We start from the raw sequence: 17,766 nt of genomic DNA, 5'->3' as shown, positions 1-17,766 counted from the left end.
CAGCGATTTTAGAAATAACTAAATTTAAAAATTAACTAGTACCGTATAGGTATAGTCTTAACCTAAGGCTTATTCCTAATTGTTCACTTTTTAACATTAATAAAAAAATTAACTAAACTTAAGGTAAGTTAAGATGGCCAATAGCTCTAATACTCGCTAGAGAAGTTATTATTCGATAGCAAAGGAATAAAAATGAGTGAAAACTTAGACTTACGTATATTAATCATTGATGATAATCCAGAAATTCATCAGGCCTTTATTAAAATTTTAAAGGCAAAAAACCTTGATCAAGAGGATGAGCTTAGTAAGCTAGAGTTAGAAATTTTTGGACCTAGTCAAGAAGAGAAGAGGCTATTATTACCAAATTTTCATATTGCTACTGCCTCGCAAGGCCAAGAAGGCCTTGAAGAAATTAAAAAAGGGCTAAATAAGGGAGAGCCTTATGCCTTAGCCTTCGTAGACATTAGAATGCCTCCTGGCTGGGATGGGACAGAGACGATTAAGCAAATTTGGAAAGTTGATCCCAATATTCAAATTGTTATTTGTACAGCTTACTCTGATTATACTTGGGAAGAAACGGTGGCTCAGCTTGGGGGAAAAGACAATTTACTTATCTTAAAGAAGCCCTTTGATGCTGTTACTATACGTCAGGTAGCCTATGCTTTTACCAAAAAATGGCAGCTTGCTAAACAAACTCGCGAACAAATGGAGTTTTTAGAAGAGCGCATTACCGAACGAACGAAGTCACTGCAAAACTCGCTGTTAGTTACTCGGGGTACACTTGAATCATCGCCAGATGCAATCTTAGTCATTGATAATTCAAATAGAATTATTGATTATAATAAAAAATTAATTCATTTTTGGGATATTCCAGTCAATCTTTTTGTAGAAGATAACGCAGCTACGGTTTTAAGCTTTATTTCTAAAAAATTAAGAAAACCTGAATTATTCTCTGAGTTTTTTAAAGATCCCCAAACCAATGTGATAAGAACTGAAAAACTAGCAACCATTGATAATAAAGTTGTTGAAGCGCATAGGCAATCCTATAAATTAGATCAAGATACCATCGGCCATATTTGGAGCTTTCGCGACATTACGCAGCGAGCACTGATGGAGGAAAAAATACAATACCAGGCTACCCATGACCCCTTAACTAATCTAGCTAATCGTGTTCTCTTGTTTGATCGCATTGGGCATGCTATTGAGCAAGCGAAACGTGCCAACATGCTTTTTGGTTTACTGTTTTTAGATCTTAACCGTTTTAAGTTAATTAACGACAGCTTAGGGCATGCAATAGGTGATGAAGTATTAAGAAATGTCGCAGATCGTTTACAACTTATTATGCGAAAAACAGACACGCTAGCACGTATGGGCGGGGATGAATTTGTAATTGTTACCTCAGCTTTTGATCAAATTGATAATATCAAGCTATTTGTGCAAAAAATAATAGAAAGTTTTCATACGCCATTTACTATTAATGGCCATGAGCTTTTTATTAATACCAGTATAGGTATTGCCGTTTATCCTATGGACGGAGACACACCTGAGAAGCTATTAAGTAATGCTGACACTGCGATGTATAATGCTAAAGAAATTGGTGGAAATCGTTTTATCTTTTATAACAAAGAATTAACTAATTATCAGGTTAATATTCAGTTACAACATGACTTTTACGCCGCATTAAAAAATGAAGAATTTTATTTAAGTTATCAACCTCTTTATGATGTGCATACGGGGACACTAAATTCTATTGAAGCATTGGTACGCTGGAATCATCCAACTAAAGGGATACTTCTGCCCATAGATTTTATTCCTTTAGCAGAAGAGTTAGGATTTATTATTCCTCTAGGTGAATGGATATTAAGAACTGCTTGTAGGCAAAATAAAGCTTGGCAAGACCAGGGTTATCCTAAGGTAGTGATTGCTGTAAATATGGGTACAAAACAGCTTAAACAACCTGAATTAGTTCAGATAATCAAACAAATTTTAGCAGAAACTCAACTCGAAGCCCGCTATCTTGAAATTGAAATTACTGAAAATGTATTTATTAATATAGTTCAATCAAAAAGTGTGCTTTTGGATTTAAAAAAATTAGGGGTTAAAATTACGCTAGATGACTTTGGTGCCGGCTATTCAAGTATCAATTATTTAAGACAAATTGAAATTGATCAGCTTAAAATTGATAAATCATTTATTGATAATATTAGTAAAGACGAGCGAGATGAATTGATTATTGAAGCCATTATTTCAATGGGAGAAACACTAGGCTTTGATGTGGTTGCGGAAGGTGTAGAAACAGAAAAACAAATGCATTTTTTACAAAAAAAACATTGTGAAAAAGTCCAGGGCTATTATTTAAGTGTTCCACTGGAAAAAGACCAAATGGAGAATTTGTTGTCTGATCAATTAAATAAGAAGTAATCTCTTTATTTCTAATGGTTTTAAAAATGCCGCACTTCTTATTATTCATGGCAAAATAACTTAAGAAGCCTCAATCTTATACTTCCATGTCGATAGTGCGGCGACTAGAAAAAAATTAATTAAACGTATATTGCAGGCCCAATGCGACAGCATAATTGTTATTGTCTAAGCCAGCTGCCTTAGAAAAATATGACCGTCTTCCGGTATAACCGTTAGTAATTTCGGTGTCCGCTTTGACATTACCATAATGTGAGTAGGAGGCTTCAGCAAAGAGCTTTGTATTTTTAGTAAAGTGGTATCCTGCATTCAATGTGACTGAATGATACTTGGCATTATCGCCCCATTCTTTAAAGGTTAGGTTGCGAGAGTAGTGTTTATCATTGTCCTTAGCTTTGACCCAATTACTCAGTTTAACTAACAACCCCAATTCAAAATTGTTTATTGCATATTGCCCAGCAAGGCCAACATAAGGCGTATTAAAGGTTTGGCGATAGCCTATTCCAGGCTCATCAGCTGGGAAGCAACCAGAATGACGGCCATTGTCATACTGATAACATCCACCCTTTGCTCGAAAACTAAATTTGCTTTCTTCATAACCACCTAATAGCCCAAGCTTGTAATTTTGATCCTGAAGGAACCAAGTTCGTAAATTAAGATCAAGGCCATTTGCATAATTAAGATTGGTATTGTTATGATGCGACCAATCTGACCATTGTGATTGTGCGGCATTTAACCAATCATAATCATCCATACGCCCATTACTTTTAGCAAGCGTGGTCCACCCTTTGCCATTAATGCTAAGCCAAGACCGTACATCGTAATTTAATTCTGCTTTAGCTATTAAAGCATTTTTTATTTTCCAATCTAGCTGGCTAATTTTTTTACCTGTATTTTCCTCATACACATATTCATGTGCTTCGCCTGATAGACTTCCTAAGGTCGCATTTAAAGATAAGCCATTATTTTGATACGCTACCCGATCATGAGCCAACGTAGGTAAAGGGGATGCCACTGCTATTAACAAACTTGTTAATAAAATTGAGTTTTTTCTCATAATTTCTCCAATTTTTATTATTAATTGAGACCAGATTTATAGTCAATTTATAGAGGCTATTGCTTTGCTGAGCTCTAAAATAACGGAGAAAACTTAACGTTTTATTAACAAGTTGATTTTTTTTGTTATACTTGTGTTTTTTTTAAAGGCAAATCACCAAACCATATTAATCATAGCTGTGTTTAAGCTTAATGATTTTGCAGATGAAATTATGAAACAGTAGTACAAATTAAGAAGGTAATAATGGCTATAAAGCAAAATTCTTTTATTTGCAGAGAAATTCATAATGTATACGCATAATTTTTTTTCAGTAAAAATACGCCCTATTCAAGCTGATATTGCTAAAATTCGACTCAATGCTAGCTCGTATCTTAAAGACAATGATGATACGTCATTAGCGAAGAATGCTTATAAGGGTTGGTTTAGTAGAACCAGAGCTATTTTAACTAAACTTGAAAAAGCAGAAAATGAATTAACGATTTATGAAATAGTAAGCTATCAACAACAGCTCAGCAAGCATCTGCACTACATACGCAATAAAGACAGTCAAATGCATGCTGATAAACGTAAAGTTCTGCACCGTATTCTATTATCTTTAAATTCATTGATTACGCTTAAAAAAAAGCAATTATTTCAAACCTTAGCTAATTTAGAAGTGATATTAGCAGCTAACAAAGATTACTTTTCAGAAGAAGAAATCAAGCATTTTCATAAGCAAGTACATAAAATACAAAAGCTGTTTAACCCACACCATGCTCATCTTAGAATTTATTTAAATAAAGTAAAATCAACAATAGAGCACTTCATTTCTTTTATTAGAGAAAAAATAGCACCTGTGCTGCCTAAACATAATAAGCAATCAATTAATGTATCGGTTAATAAGTTGATGTTTATTTTAGAAGAAAAATTACAAACAGATTGCATGCAATTGCTAACAGAAATTAAAAATAGTATTAATACAAATCGTAAAAATAAGCTCTTTATTCATTTTGCCAAAAATCATAAACAATTATTAGCTATCTCTCCTGGGAATCCCGCAAAAAGTCACCAACTTTATTTATTTATTAAGGCGTTTTTAGAAGATTTAAAAGATCACATTGATAAAGCCACGACAGCAAAGTCGCGACAAATTTATGTGTCACAATATAATGTTTTAATTAAGCTATTTAAAAAAGTACAAAGAAACAATATTTATTACCTTGATGATAAACATTTTGATGAATTAGAAAATACGCGCTTTGAAATAGAAGCGCTAGAAATTAAACCTGCTCATGCGCCACCAAGGCAAGGAAATGAGATCATTCATTTTCTAAATGCATACGAAGACATATCTGCCCCACAAGCACAACTTAAAGGCGCTTTTCCTTCTATTATGCGCAGCATTCAGAATGCAAAGTATCTTATTTGTGTCGCTGGCTGGGAAATTAACCTGCACCTAGATTACCTGCAACCTACCCTAAAAACCGCAGAAGAACATGAAAAATCTCCCTATACATTAGGAAAAGTACTGGTACAAAAAGCGATAGATAATCCTAACTTGGTGATTGCTATTAAAGTATGGGCACAATTTTGGGATAATAAATTAACTTATCATCATGACTCTATCGCTTACTTGGATGCTATTGCAAAAGAAAAAGGGCTTAAAAATGGCTTAGCTGATTTACCTAATTTACAATTTCGCGCGGTAAATCATACCCGTAATTTTAACACGCACCACACCAAAGCAGTGATTACCGATGCCGAATTTACCCTTAATGACGGTACTAAAAAAAGGAAGTTAACAGCTTTTTATGGCGGACTCGATCTATCACGCGATCGTATGGATGACTTCCGTCATTCTAATCAAAGGGCTGCTAACGCCTATGGCTGGCGAGATACCCATCAGCAAGTCATTGGCCCTGTGGTCGCTGACATGCTTAATGATTTTGCTTCAGCGTGGCACAATGCAAACAATGGCGTATTAAAATTTTGGAATAAATGGACTAAGGATAAATATAATTATTGTAGTTTTGCCCGATTCTGCCGCAATATAGGCAATACGCAACTGCTAAATTATACAAAGCTTTCTTCGCCTAACTCCTTATGGCAATCACAGCTTTTACGTTCTACGATGTCCGTTTCGCATAGCAGTTTTTGGGCTGCTGCAAAACCTTATGAAAAAAGCATCGCTATAGGTTATAAAGACGCTATTGCTGAAGCCCAACACGTTATTGAACTTGAATCACAATACTTAATTGGCGGGCCTGGTATTCATGCCAAACCAGAACACGCTGCATTTAATCCTATCCCCCAAGCGCTCGTTGATAAAATTGTAGAACGTTTTAATGCAAATGAACCGTTTCATGTGTTTGTTACGCTACCTATGCTTCCTAACGCTAATAGCGCACCTGGTAAATTAGAAATGGATTCGATTAGGGCGCTGCAATGGTTGACTATAAAATGGATAATGAATGAGATTGAACAACGCACGCAACAACCATGGTGGCATTTTATTTCTTTCAATTTCTTAGCACAATGGCATGGACAGACACCCGAATATAAGCAATTAGCTTCACAAGAAGGAATTGATAGAAATAAACTCATAGAAGCAGCTCAACGAAGCCCCATTTACGTCCACTCTAAATTCCTTAGAGTAGATAATCACTTAATGATTTGTGGTAGTGCAAATGCTAATGAACGAAGCATGCGTGGGGATGGCGGCGATAGTGAGTTGGCCATTATTAGCCGCCCGGAACCAGGGTATGAAGAAGCCTGCCAGGAGCAAATCATTGCTCAACGGACTCATAATTATCGCGTAACCCTTGGGGAAGAATTTGTCAAAACCTATCCTGAAAGTGTTATTCACCCTGAACGATACGCTCAGCAAATTAGACAACAAGCATTATCAAATTTTAAACATTTTCACAGCAATAAAGAGAGCTTAAGCAACAATCCAACAGCAAGCATCTTAGCCACGTGGCCTTTTGTTTATTCTAAAGAACTTGGCCATGTCGGTGAGTATCAACCTGGCTACTCTAACCTCATTGACACACCTAAAGGTGAAGAAGAAGAGGATTTTTACCAATGGCATCCAGAACATTTCCCTGAAACGCTACACGCTTTAGCCAAACTTGACATTAGACTAGCTTATTAATTCCAAGCTGCGCCTCTATTGGCTATTAATAAGACCTCGCACATGGTAGAAGCAGAGTAAATTATAATTTTTTACTTATGCTTAAATATAAGCTCCTATTACACTAGTTTAATAGGAGCTACTGTACTAACTCTATGTACTTAACGGGGCTTATAATGTGTTTTTCTTTCAGCTTCTTCTATTTTACTTTGTAAAATATAACTATCTTTCTGTTTGCCATTTCTCCAAGACGGGTTGTTATATTCTTGGCGAAACTTACAAAGCAACTTAGCATCACTATATCCTTGCTTTTTAAGATAACTAGCTCTTGGGTCTGTTTTTAGTTGATTGTGAACATGTGCTTCTTGCCTTTTAATCTCGGCAGAGCGAGAACCATTATTACCCATTTTTTCTCCTGCTATTCAAAAGAGTTGTAAGTTGATTATAGCAGTAGCGAATTTAGCACAATTAACTGTTTGATAGTTAGATTATTTTTAACGCATAGATTGACTGGCAATATTTCCAATTCTTTTTTTCCAGTTTACTTTTAGAAAAAAGTTACAGTATAAATTGTGTCACTTCCTCAGGATAATCATAAATATCGGGGTTGACTTCCTTTAAAATGGGATTTCTGTCTTGATAAGGATCGTATTGATAAACGTAGAAAAAATCATCTCTAGCGTTTGGCTTCCTACCAAAATTAATTGAATCATTCGAATCTGAATCAATACGCACAGTATAATCACCACAGGCATACTCTGGCACCATGACGTTAGAGTCAGCGATAATAAGGTGTAGTGTAGGTGCTTCTAGAGTATTATCCTTCACTAAATGATGTAAAACGCCTAATGAATGCTCTAAGCAAATTTCAATGCCTATTGTGAAATCAGGCAAATTATCTAAAGTAAAGAGAAAGTCTTGTTCTTTAAATGTATAAGCACTCGGTTGTTGATCAGCATTTTGTGGGATTTCTTTACAAGGTGCGATTTTATGGCGACGATATACCTGCTCTCCTTGCTTAAAAAAGTAACAAGTATTTTTAAAATTATTAAAATAATCTTGTGCTTTTGCAAGTGCAAATTGCTCTCTATAGTTAAAAAACAATAAGCTGTTATGAGTTAACTTTTCTAGCGTATTAACAAACTGATACTGATCATAAGCTGCTGTTATATGATCTAGTTTTTCCTGCTTATCTTTAACAACAATTTTTTTTTGCGAGACAAGACTGCCAGCAATAATTAGCAGCTCCCTTTTACTGGTAAGATCAGCGAGTAAATTTTTAAATTTATGGATATTGTCTTGTGCCACAATTTGTTGATTACTAAGGCCATATTCACGCCAAGCAACAATAACAAATGCATCCGTATGTCGTTTTCTAGCTTCCTTATAACTGCGCATCGTCGAAAAAGCTAATGTCGCTAATTGCTCATCAAAACTTTTTTGCTCAAACTCCTTATTATGAGTTAAGTTAATCGCTACGAGCACAATTTTTTTCAAAATTAAAACACCTTATAATTGATCAAATTATAAATAATAATGGCCTTAAAAATTGCATTGATTCAAAAAAAGCCTCTAGGATAATATCAGTTAATTATTAAGAAATTATTACGTAGTGCCCAATGGCATTTTACCATCAGCTGCATAATAGTTTAAAAATGAAATAAAGATTGATTTTTTTAAAATTTAAACGTACTTTCTAGCGACTAAACTTTCTAAAGATATTAATAACTTACGTTGTGCAACAGGTTTTTTATAAATTACTTAGACATAGCTTTTATTATTTTATCGATTTGATTAGGGTGATTAATGAAATACGCTAGGAAGCATGAGACAAAGCGAACAATAGCTTACTTGGGTTTATTTTTAAGCCTTTATGGACAAGCAGCATCATCTCACGAGTTAGGAAGCCCAAAGCTCGCTAACGGACACCTTGAGTCTAAATTAAACGATGCGAAGCTTACGAATAACAGTTACTCTGGTTGGTTTATTACTGCAGGAGCAGGTTATATTAAACCTGATATTAACTCAGCGATTTATGTGGCCAATGGTTTAAGCGCCCCTAGCCCTTATAATATAGATAAATTTACTATAGAAGAAAAAAGCAAAACTGCTATCATCGTGGCGACAGGGTATAGCTGGTTTAAAGAGCAACATTGGTTTCCTAGTTGGTCTCTAGGCTTACGTTATCAACATTTTTTTAAAGAAGATATTGGTAAGCGCATCACCCAATACAATATTCCTGAATTTGAGAACTACCACTATAATTGGGAAGTAAGTAATGAAATCATATCTTTATTTGCCAAGATTAACCTTTTTCAATATTCTCGTTTTTCTCCTTACGTCGATGGGGCCATAGGCGCTGCATGGAATCATGGTATGAATTACCGCGAGATAGCGTTTGCTCATATTACCCCACGCATAAGTCCTGCCTTTGGTTCTCAAACTACAACTCGCTTTGCCTATAGTCTAGGCGCAGGCCTTGATTTTCCTCTGAGTAAACAGCTAGTAACATCACTAAGCTATGAGTTTCAAAAGTTAAATGATGTTTATTCAAACTATGGGCAATCTACCTGGTCGCAAGAGAAATTAAAGCTTAAGGACTATCAAGTTAATGCTCTATTTCTCACCCTGAGTTATGTATTTGAACTAACTAGGCCTATCGAGCTAACTAAATAATTTTCTGAGAATTCACATGAAAAAAATAATTTGCGGTTTGACTTTCGCCATTCTTTGCTTAGTAAAAGCAGTGTATGCTACGTCTAATCCTGTTTCATCAACATTATTACCCGTTTCAGGATTTGGTACGACCCAAATTGGTAATCAATCGAGTATCATTTATACTTTAACTAATCACTTACCATTTCAAGTCCCTATTACTACAACATATAAAACAACCGGGCAAGGCTTTAGTATAGCTGATAATTGCCTTAATCAGGTATTAATGCCTGGTGGCACCTGCCAGATTATAATTACCTTTACACCATTAAATCCTGGTACCTCAACAATCCAATTAATTTATGGGTATCATAATAATCGTATTCCCTTACCAGCGTTGCGAGCTCGAGCAACTAAAAACCCTGTTCCTCCCAAAACGCATGTTAAAGGTACTATTTTTGGTTTACCGAGTGAAACAACGCTAAGCCCCTTGCAAACACCTGACTTTACAGCAACCTATACTAATACCAGTGCTATACCGGTTGTAGGCTATGCGGGTGATCAAACCGGTAATAATCTTTTTAGTGTATCCCCTAATACAAGAGCGATCGTTAGTATTCTTAATAATACGTGCGGCACGGCTGCTGCACCAACTACCTTAGCACCAAATCAATCTTGTCTGGTTGAGGGTAAACTTACGCCGCTTGATTTAGGTACAGCACGTGTAACAGGCCTTTTTGTTTACGGTGCTAAAACGAGCCTACCTACAGCGCACACGTTAATACTGCAAGGTGGCAGCAGTGCATGTGTTGCAAATGGCCATGTTGAGTTACCTTTACCATCCGTGACTTATCGTTATGCTGATAATGTAGTTAAATTTGTGTTTGAGAATGACTGTGCTACTTTATCAACCACGTTAGGACAAGTGGCTATTGCAGCTACCTTTACCCCCAATTCGGGACAAACTGCTACTATTACAACCTCACCTTTATACGACACGTGCTCTGGCAAAACGTTAGCACCTCAAAATGATTGCTATGTGCTTGCATCGGTTATCCCGCAAAACCCAGCTACTACAATGAAAGTTACCGCACGAGTTCCTTCAGGTGGTTCAACAGCCACAGCCAGCACTTCTGCTCAAGTCAAAGGTAATGTTCTCACGACGCACTATATTCACTTTGTAAATCAGTGCCCGTTTAATGTTTGGTATGGCATAGCAAATGGTACCGGAGCGAACTCACCAGATCCTAATCCTAATCTGCCTGCACCTGCTTCAGCCTATTTCCTAGCTGCCCAAGTACCCGGTCAGGCCCCAAGTACGATTGATCTCACTGCTGCGTCTTATGTTAACGGTGCAATATGGGCAAGGACAGGATGTGCTTCTGATGGTACTAATTTTGCCTGCGAGACGGGTATGTGTAATACACTTACCTCAACATCTGGCACCTGTGTACAGCAAGGAGGCTCACGTGACCAGCCTGTCCCTCCATTTACTAAATATGAATTTACTTTATCTGCAGCACCTGGCTCAGATGGCGTTTATGATGTTTCCCTAATTAATGGTTTTAATGTACCCGTTCAAATTAAAGGCCTAGGTCCCACAACGCCTGCTAATCCATTTCAATGCACAGGCGCAGGTGCTGTATTACAGCCTACAGGTTCTCCGCTAGGCTCTTGTAGTTGGCAATTTAATCCTGCATTCTCAAACTTAAGTCCTTATGATTTTGTCTGGGTTAGTGCTGGCCCTGACACAGCGTGTAATTCTAATGCGGATTGTACGAATGGAAATGTTTGTGGCATGGCATTTAGCAGCGTACCTTCAAATGCTCCAATTAATCGCCGTTGTGGGCAATTTCTTGGCTACTCTACCTTAGCCAATTATTTTGGTTATCCTAGCGCTGGGCAATGGGGAAGCACTAATTTATATGCCAAATACAATATTGGAATACCAATGAGTGCTATATCTTCTAAAGACTATGGCTTTAATGGTGCTAATCCAGCCATTTTTGGTAATTTACTTGCATGCATTCCAACATCAAATCTATCTGCCGATACTTGCTATAACCCTGCCTCTAATTTACCAACCTGCTGTGGCTGTGTGAATTGGGATGCGCCATCTAGCCCTGTGCGAACTGCCTCTTCCTCACCTTGTCTTAATGTTAACAACGATTGGACTACCACAACAGGAACAACTGCTACACCCCTTAATGCTATCTTATGGCTGAAAAATGCTTGCCCTACGGCCTATGCATACCAGTTTGATGATCCATCAAGCTCATTTGCTTGTAACATAAGCCCAACAGGTTTTACCAACTATCAAGTTACTTTCTGCCCTGGCGGTATTAATTCACTCCCACCAGGCGCCTCAGATGGCCGGTTAAGCCTATAATTATTTTAATTACATTAAAATCCGGGTGAAAGCAAAGCTTTAACCCGGGAATAACCAATTTATACTAATTTCAGCAATAATGGTCAAATAACAAGTTCATAAACAAAGTAACCTATAAATCAAGCAATGATCTGAAATTGAGAAACGCATGAATTATGAGCGCCAATTAAAAAAAGTAATTGACTTTATTGGTAAACACCTTGATGAAAAACTCACATTAAATCAATTGAGCAACATAGCCTGCTTCTCAAAATATCACTTTCATCGCTTATTTACCGCTTACACTGGTTTATCTTTGCAACAATATATCCGTTGGCTGCGCCTAAAAAGAGCGGCACACCAATTGATTGTCGATAAAGATAAATCAATTATTGAAATTGCAATCAATGCCGGATTTGAATCACATGAGTCATTTACGAGAGCATTTAAACAAGCTTGTCATCTTAATCCAAGTGAATTTAGAGCGAAGTCGAGCTGGCAAGTGTGGGAGCAACCGCCATATTGTTTGTCTAAACAAGGTGAAATGATAATGACTGTAACGATTAAAAATATTAAAGCACGCCGTCTAGCAGTACTAGAACACCAGGGTGATCCTGCAAAACTAGGTGATAGCGTTAATAAATTAATTAATTGGGCTAAAGCTCAACCGATTAACTTAAAACCTAAAGCTGGAGATGCCTTTGGCTTTGCCTATGATGATCCCAAAACAACGCTGGCAGCAGAATTTCGCTTTGATCTTGGCATCACTATACCAGAACAATTAAAAATTCAAGGCGAGTTGGTTGAAAAACGATTACCTGCTGGCCGTTATGCAGTAGCCATACATAAAGGTTCGCGTGGTAATATTGGCGATACCGTGTATGGGTTATATCGTGATTGGCTACCTAAATCTGGAGAAGAATTAGGCGATTTACCCTGCATTTTTTGTTATTACAATTTTGATCACGAAGTTGCTGAAACAGAATTAGTAACGGAGTGCTGGTTGTTATTAAAATAGCTAACAACTCAGCAAAATTTAGCACTTTTTCTTTAAAAATGGCTAATTAATTCTTTAAAGCTAGATTAACTATTTCTGGGCATATTTTAAGTATTTTTATTTAACTTAATCTATGCCCTTTGTGCATTACTTAAGTGCGCTTAACACGTAAAAAACCTAAAAATTAATTATTTAACACTCTGAAATTCTTTTAGTTCTCGCTGAAGTTGAACAATTTTTCTCTCACGACACGTTGTGACTTGAGTAGACTCAACAGTTACGCCGTCAACTTTTTTTCCCAAAATCACAGGCCTCATGCAATCTCGCCAAAATTTTTTATCATTATCCTTAAAACCAGCCGCTTCACATGCTTTAGCAATCTCCTTGCAAGCATTTTTAGCTTCACCTGAAAAAACGGCAGGCGAAAATAAGAAAGTAGTTGCCATAATTAAACTAAGTTTCTTCATCACTCTTATCCTTAAGTTATGAGATACCTATTAATAGTAGGATAGAAGCTTTGCTTAATCAAAAAGCAAGTGTGGCTTTGGCGAGGCGTGGTTGTATTTACCTGCCTAGCTTTGAAAAATATTTATTTTTAAAGCTAAAGTAAGCAGCCAATATTCCATAGCTAAAACTTAATCAGGAATGATTCTCTACATTTAAGTTGTTCATTGCAATAGATTATGGATTTCGATTAGAGATAGTAATATTCAAATAGTAGCGAGTTGATTTACGCTCGCCTGTTTTTATAAGCAAGTTTTTCTCAACTAAATCACGTAGATCTCTTGTGGTTGTAGCAATCGTTGCGCCAGTAATATTCATATAATTTTTTGCGCTCAAACCACCAATAAATCCTTCAGGGCCCGCACGAAATAAACGAAGTAATATTTTTTCTTGCCGCTCGTTAATCTGATTTTGTGCTTTGCGCATAAATGCTGCTTTCTCAACAATCCAATGAGCCCACAAATTAGTGTTCTGTTGTGCTTCAAGAACTATGCCAGCAAACCATAGCAACCAATCGTTTAAATCTAATGTAGTACTCGCTTTCCCTAACTGCTCATAATATTCTTTCTTCTTTTTTAACAATGTTTTTGCCAATACAACTATCATTGGCCTTGCATATCCCTGCGACAAAATCTTCTCTGAGATGCCTCTACCAATTCGACCGTTCCCATCTTCAAAAGGATGAATGCTTTCAAACCATAAGTGAGCAATTCCAGCCCTTGTCACTGCAGGTAAAGGATTATTCCCATTAGGCGCTGTCTCTTCAAACCATCTTATAAAACGACTCATTTCAGGCATCACAGTTTTTGATGGAGGAGCTACAAAATGAATCTTTCTTGCATAATCAGGCCCAGATACGATTTCCATGGGTTCTTCATGAGTTCGATATGCCCCGCTCACCTCTATACGATGATTATGTCCCATTAAAAGCTTGTGCCAATGACATAAAATTTCATGTGTCAAAGGCTCATCAATTGTTTGATATAAATCAACCATCATAGAAGCGATGCTTTTTTCAGCAGGAGTCGCGTTTATGGTATTAACAGATAATCCCAGCTCCCGCTTAATAGAAGACTGAACACTTTCACGATTTAAATACTCACCTTCTAGCAAAGAAGTATCCAGCGCCTCCGTAGATAGCAATTGCACAAATAATTCCTGTTTGTCCTCATTTGAAATATGAGTAGACGAACCAATAATAATACCAGCCTCTAGAATAAAAGAGTGCTCAAATTGTAATAATTTATCTTTATCCCAAGTAAAATTTGGCCAATCTTTTAACTGCCAATTCCAAGTCATGATTAATAATCTTAGATTTTATTAATCATTTTAACATAAAAAAATGATTAATAAGCAGCTATTTTATTAATCATTAGGAGATATTCTACTCATTACGAGTAGGTTGGGCCACCCGGCCCAACACCTACCCCAACTCATACCTTAATTGTCCCAATTCTCCCATGCCTATCGCTTAACAGCTTACCACAGATAATAAATTGATATGATGCACTTATCATGTTTCCAATCTATTGCCGTTATAACATAAACTTGCTTTATTGAGCTGCAATGCAAGTCGCTGGATTTTGAGTTTATAGAATAGCGTGGGAGTTGGTAATCAGTTGTTGGGCCGTGTGGCCCAACCTACGATTGTGGTTTTGGTGGGGCGGCGACAATCACATTGGCCATTTAATTATTTGATAATAAATGATTATTTAAATGTGGTTTTGCAAAAGGCCACCATTTATATAGTATCACCTTTGGAATTGAACCGAACTCCACCTATCTAATGTTCTTCTATTCGCGAACAGCAAACGTAATATTTTCTCATAAAAGTCTGGTATTCTGTAATTCATCAAGCATAGAAAGGTACATAGTGAATGTATTTTGCATTTTTAATCTCAGGGTTACCAACTTTAATTTTATTTTGATCCAATGCATCTTTAATAATTCGCGAAGCAAGAGCATAATTTTTTTCATTAATCCCCAATCTTTGGCGTAAAGATGCGTTTGTCATTTTTTCGTTTGATAAATATTTTAAAATACAATGTTGGAAGCAAGCTTCCACACGCTCTTGTTTACTCATGTCTTGATAGTTTTTAGGGGCGTAAAGTATTACTTTAAAAGCTGTAGTACTAATTTCAAATCTAAGTGGTGGTAATCCATATAATTCAATAGCTGTTAAAGTCCTTATTAAACCACTGCCTCGATCCTCACAAATATGAGTTTTATACATTATTCTGGCAAGTAATTCGTTTCTAAGATTAGTAGAACCAAATAATCTATCAACAGATGTTTTCGCAATTAAAGTACCCGGATTAGTGATCTCCATACGATCGGAAAAAATTTCAACTTTAGGATGAGTACTATCAATACTAAAATCTTGATGGATCATTGCATTTGCTAAGAGTTCACGTATTGCAACAGTAGGATAAACAGTCACATTTTCTCGGAAGACATTTTTAATTACCTCACTCCCAGGTAGCTGCTCTTGTATATAATCAAGTATTTCATTAAAACCAATTGCATAGCCTCGATTAAAGGTTTTATCTTTGATTGCTTCAACTTTTGATGAACCTTTGTAACAAATTACACGAATACCTCGTCTTGCATGACCAGAAAAATGGGACATATTTTTTGCTGCAAGTAATACACCCAAATTATTAATCACATATTGATGATTCTCTAGCTTAACAAGACAGTATTCTTCCATTTTTTGTATTACTGTATCGTCGTTCCCAGGCATTGGTATTTTTAAGAGTTTAAAAAACTCAACCACATCGATTTTATTTAGAATTTCCGTTGTTGATATAGGTGCATCAGCGTCTTGCTCTTCAAAACTAGGTACCTTCGATCTTAATAAACACCAGCCTATTTCTTGTTTCGACATTTTATGAGTGGATGCTCCACTGCTTATATAGGATTCTTCCATGCCCTTACCACGTATATGGACTGGCTTTCCCTTAGATTCTTTAATATAGATAAACAACAAGGTTTTTTCTCTATAAACCGTTACAGCATGATCAATAGATATTTTAGGTTCAACTCCTTCTCTAGCGATACTACTAAGTTTACTAATAATATCTTTGATTTTTTTCTGATCAAGGCCATTTATTTGCCCCTGATCGTCTATACCAAAGACTAAGTAACCACCATGAGTATAATTTGCAAAAGCTGAAATATGTTTAGCTAAATTTGGAGCACCCTTACTTGAAACATCAGTCTTCCAGTCCAACTCATTGAGTTCATGAGGCAGTGGATTCAAACTCTTTTCTAAAAGTTGTAAGGCTAAATCTAGCCATTGCCTCTCTATTGCCATAAATCATACCTTTAGCACATGAGAAACATTATATAATCAATTAGTTATTTAATTTTGCGGCAATATGATCACATGAGATGTTACTAAGACCCATAATGGTTTTTGCTTTCAAAACTAGTCTACCTTATTAAGCAGAGCAAATTGAATGTTGCATTGGAAGGAAAACCATGTGGGCTTTAAAATACCTAAATACTTGCCCACAGGTCTGTAAAATACGATGTGCTGTTTCTACAGCACCTCTTGATTCAACACGTCGTAATACTGAAAGTAAATCTGGTGCAGTGATTTCTTTTATTGGCCGTTTACCAAGCCAAGGAAAAATATTTTGCTCTAGTCGAATTAAAATTCTTTTCCCATGATCCAAAGTCCATTTTGGAGTAAATTTTACATGCCATTCTCGTGCAATTGCTTCCAGTCTATTTTGCGCCGCTTCTTTATTTGCTCGTTTGATTGATTGCTTTAAGGCTCCGGGATCAACCCCATTAGCTAGATGTTTTCGAGCATCTTCTCTCATATCTCTTGCTTTCGCCACGCTTACCTCAGGAAATGCTCCGAAAGATAATTTCTTTTCAATACCATTAAAGCGATATTTAAGCCTCCAAAGTTTCGAACCGTTTGGATTAACTAAAAGATATAGGCCGCGCTCATCTTTTAATTTACAAGGCTTCTCTCTTGGTTCTGCATCCTTAACATCTTTCACTTTTAGTGCCATGGGGGCCTCACATTTATTACAGATCAAAAAGCCACCTCAAAGGCCCTATTTTAGAGTTAGAATATGGGGGCTTTCTTTAGAATTTATTGGAAGAGAGATTAAATAAAAAAGCCTTATAATCAAGGCCTATTGGATGTTATTGGAAGAATTTAGAAGTTTAAATGGTGGAGGCGGCGGGAATTGAACCCGCGTCCGCAAATCCTCTGCCTTTAGATCTACATGCTTAGCTTTGCCGTTTGAATTTCACTGTGGCCTCTCCGACAAGCAGGATCGAACACAGCTAGTCTTTTAGTTTCGCTTCTAAGGGCAAGACAACCAAAGAAGCTAGCTTATCTTCTATGACCGTTGATTCGATACCGATAAGCAAGCTCGGTCAACGGGGCGCTGGTTTTATGGCAGCGCACGGTGCGGTTACGCTATCAAAGCTTACGCAGCGATAGCTTCACCTGCAAAGTTTTCATCGTTTGCATTTATATTTAATTGAGAATGATTTACGAGAGATCTCTCAGTTCTCGGCATGCACCTCCGGTTTTGCAACCCGCGTCGAAGCCAAGTCGCCCCCAAAAATGACTGATCTAATTATATCATATTTTTTAAAGATTGCATTTTAAAAACGTAATGAATAGG

At 36.6% G+C, this 17,766-nt stretch carries 12 protein-coding genes and 1 other RNA gene; 5 read left to right on the top strand and 8 right to left on the bottom strand.

Features of this window, described 5'->3' with window-relative positions:
• The first annotated feature begins 192 nt into the window (after nucleotides 1–192).
• The gene (locus DYE47_RS00950) at nucleotides 193–2,421 is read left to right on the top strand and encodes an EAL domain-containing protein (protein WP_115301480.1); all 2,229 of its coding nucleotides are present in this window, start codon (nucleotides 193–195) and stop codon (nucleotides 2,419–2,421) included.
• A gap of 115 nt (nucleotides 2,422–2,536) precedes the next feature.
• Here DYE47_RS00950 and DYE47_RS00945 read toward each other — a convergent pair whose 3' ends face one another.
• A complete protein-coding gene (locus tag DYE47_RS00945; protein WP_115301479.1) occupies nucleotides 2,537–3,475 on the bottom strand; it encodes an omptin family outer membrane protease in 939 nt (312 codons plus the stop codon).
• 286 nt (nucleotides 3,476–3,761) lie between these two features.
• Between DYE47_RS00945 and DYE47_RS00940 the strand changes: the two genes are divergently transcribed.
• Nucleotides 3,762–6,608: a hypothetical protein gene (locus DYE47_RS00940; RefSeq protein WP_115301478.1), complete on the top strand. Its 2,847-nt coding sequence runs from the start codon at nucleotides 3,762–3,764 to the stop codon at nucleotides 6,606–6,608.
• Between the two features lie 140 nt (nucleotides 6,609–6,748).
• Here DYE47_RS00940 and DYE47_RS00935 read toward each other — a convergent pair whose 3' ends face one another.
• Together DYE47_RS00935 and DYE47_RS00930 are read right to left on the bottom strand one after the other, a co-directional pair.
• Nucleotides 6,749–6,994 carry a hypothetical protein gene (locus DYE47_RS00935; protein WP_115301477.1) on the bottom strand — a complete coding sequence of 82 codons (246 nt, stop codon included), beginning with the start codon at nucleotides 6,992–6,994 and terminating at the stop codon, nucleotides 6,749–6,751.
• A 151-nt stretch (nucleotides 6,995–7,145) separates the two neighbouring features.
• Nucleotides 7,146–8,084, bottom strand: coding sequence for a hypothetical protein (locus DYE47_RS00930; protein ID WP_115301476.1), 939 nt, complete (start codon nucleotides 8,082–8,084; stop codon nucleotides 7,146–7,148).
• A 309-nt stretch (nucleotides 8,085–8,393) separates the two neighbouring features.
• On the opposite strand from DYE47_RS00930, the gene DYE47_RS00925 reads away from it, so the two are divergent.
• From DYE47_RS00925 to DYE47_RS00915, 3 genes are all read left to right on the top strand, one after another.
• The gene (locus tag DYE47_RS00925; RefSeq protein WP_115301475.1) at nucleotides 8,394–9,263 is read left to right on the top strand and encodes an outer membrane protein; all 870 of its coding nucleotides are present in this window, start codon (nucleotides 8,394–8,396) and stop codon (nucleotides 9,261–9,263) included.
• A gap of 16 nt (nucleotides 9,264–9,279) precedes the next feature.
• Nucleotides 9,280–11,631, top strand: a complete 2,352-nt coding sequence (locus DYE47_RS00920) for a thaumatin family protein (protein ID WP_115301474.1) — start codon at nucleotides 9,280–9,282, stop codon at nucleotides 11,629–11,631.
• Between the two features lie 148 nt (nucleotides 11,632–11,779).
• Nucleotides 11,780–12,628 carry an AraC family transcriptional regulator gene (locus DYE47_RS00915; RefSeq protein WP_115301473.1) on the top strand — a complete coding sequence of 283 codons (849 nt, stop codon included), beginning with the start codon at nucleotides 11,780–11,782 and terminating at the stop codon, nucleotides 12,626–12,628.
• Nucleotides 12,629–12,795: 167 nt separating this feature from the next.
• Here DYE47_RS00915 and DYE47_RS00910 read toward each other — a convergent pair whose 3' ends face one another.
• The 5 genes from DYE47_RS00910 to ssrA form a co-directional block, all read right to left on the bottom strand.
• Complete coding sequence (locus DYE47_RS00910; RefSeq protein ID WP_115301472.1) at nucleotides 12,796–13,074, bottom strand: hypothetical protein; 279 nt, start codon at nucleotides 13,072–13,074, stop codon at nucleotides 12,796–12,798.
• 214 nt (nucleotides 13,075–13,288) lie between these two features.
• Nucleotides 13,289–14,410 (bottom strand): Fic family protein, encoded by a 1,122-nt coding sequence (locus DYE47_RS00905; protein ID WP_115301471.1) that lies wholly within the window; start codon nucleotides 14,408–14,410, stop codon nucleotides 13,289–13,291.
• Nucleotides 14,411–14,963: 553 nt separating this feature from the next.
• The gene (locus DYE47_RS00900) at nucleotides 14,964–16,427 is read right to left on the bottom strand and encodes an ATP-binding protein (RefSeq protein ID WP_115301470.1); all 1,464 of its coding nucleotides are present in this window, start codon (nucleotides 16,425–16,427) and stop codon (nucleotides 14,964–14,966) included.
• Between the two features lie 127 nt (nucleotides 16,428–16,554).
• Complete coding sequence (locus tag DYE47_RS00895; RefSeq protein ID WP_160149815.1) at nucleotides 16,555–17,127, bottom strand: tyrosine-type recombinase/integrase; 573 nt, start codon at nucleotides 17,125–17,127, stop codon at nucleotides 16,555–16,557.
• A gap of 174 nt (nucleotides 17,128–17,301) precedes the next feature.
• Nucleotides 17,302–17,701, bottom strand: a transfer-messenger RNA (tmRNA) gene (gene ssrA, locus DYE47_RS00890).
• Between the last annotated feature and the right edge of the window lie 65 nt (nucleotides 17,702–17,766).

Source organism: Legionella beliardensis, from assembly GCF_900452395.1.
In the GTDB taxonomy this organism is placed as follows: Bacteria; Pseudomonadota; Gammaproteobacteria; order Legionellales; family Legionellaceae; genus Legionella_C; species Legionella_C beliardensis.
Note: the sequence above shows the minus strand (reverse complement) of the source record. Positions and strands in the feature narration are given on the sequence as shown.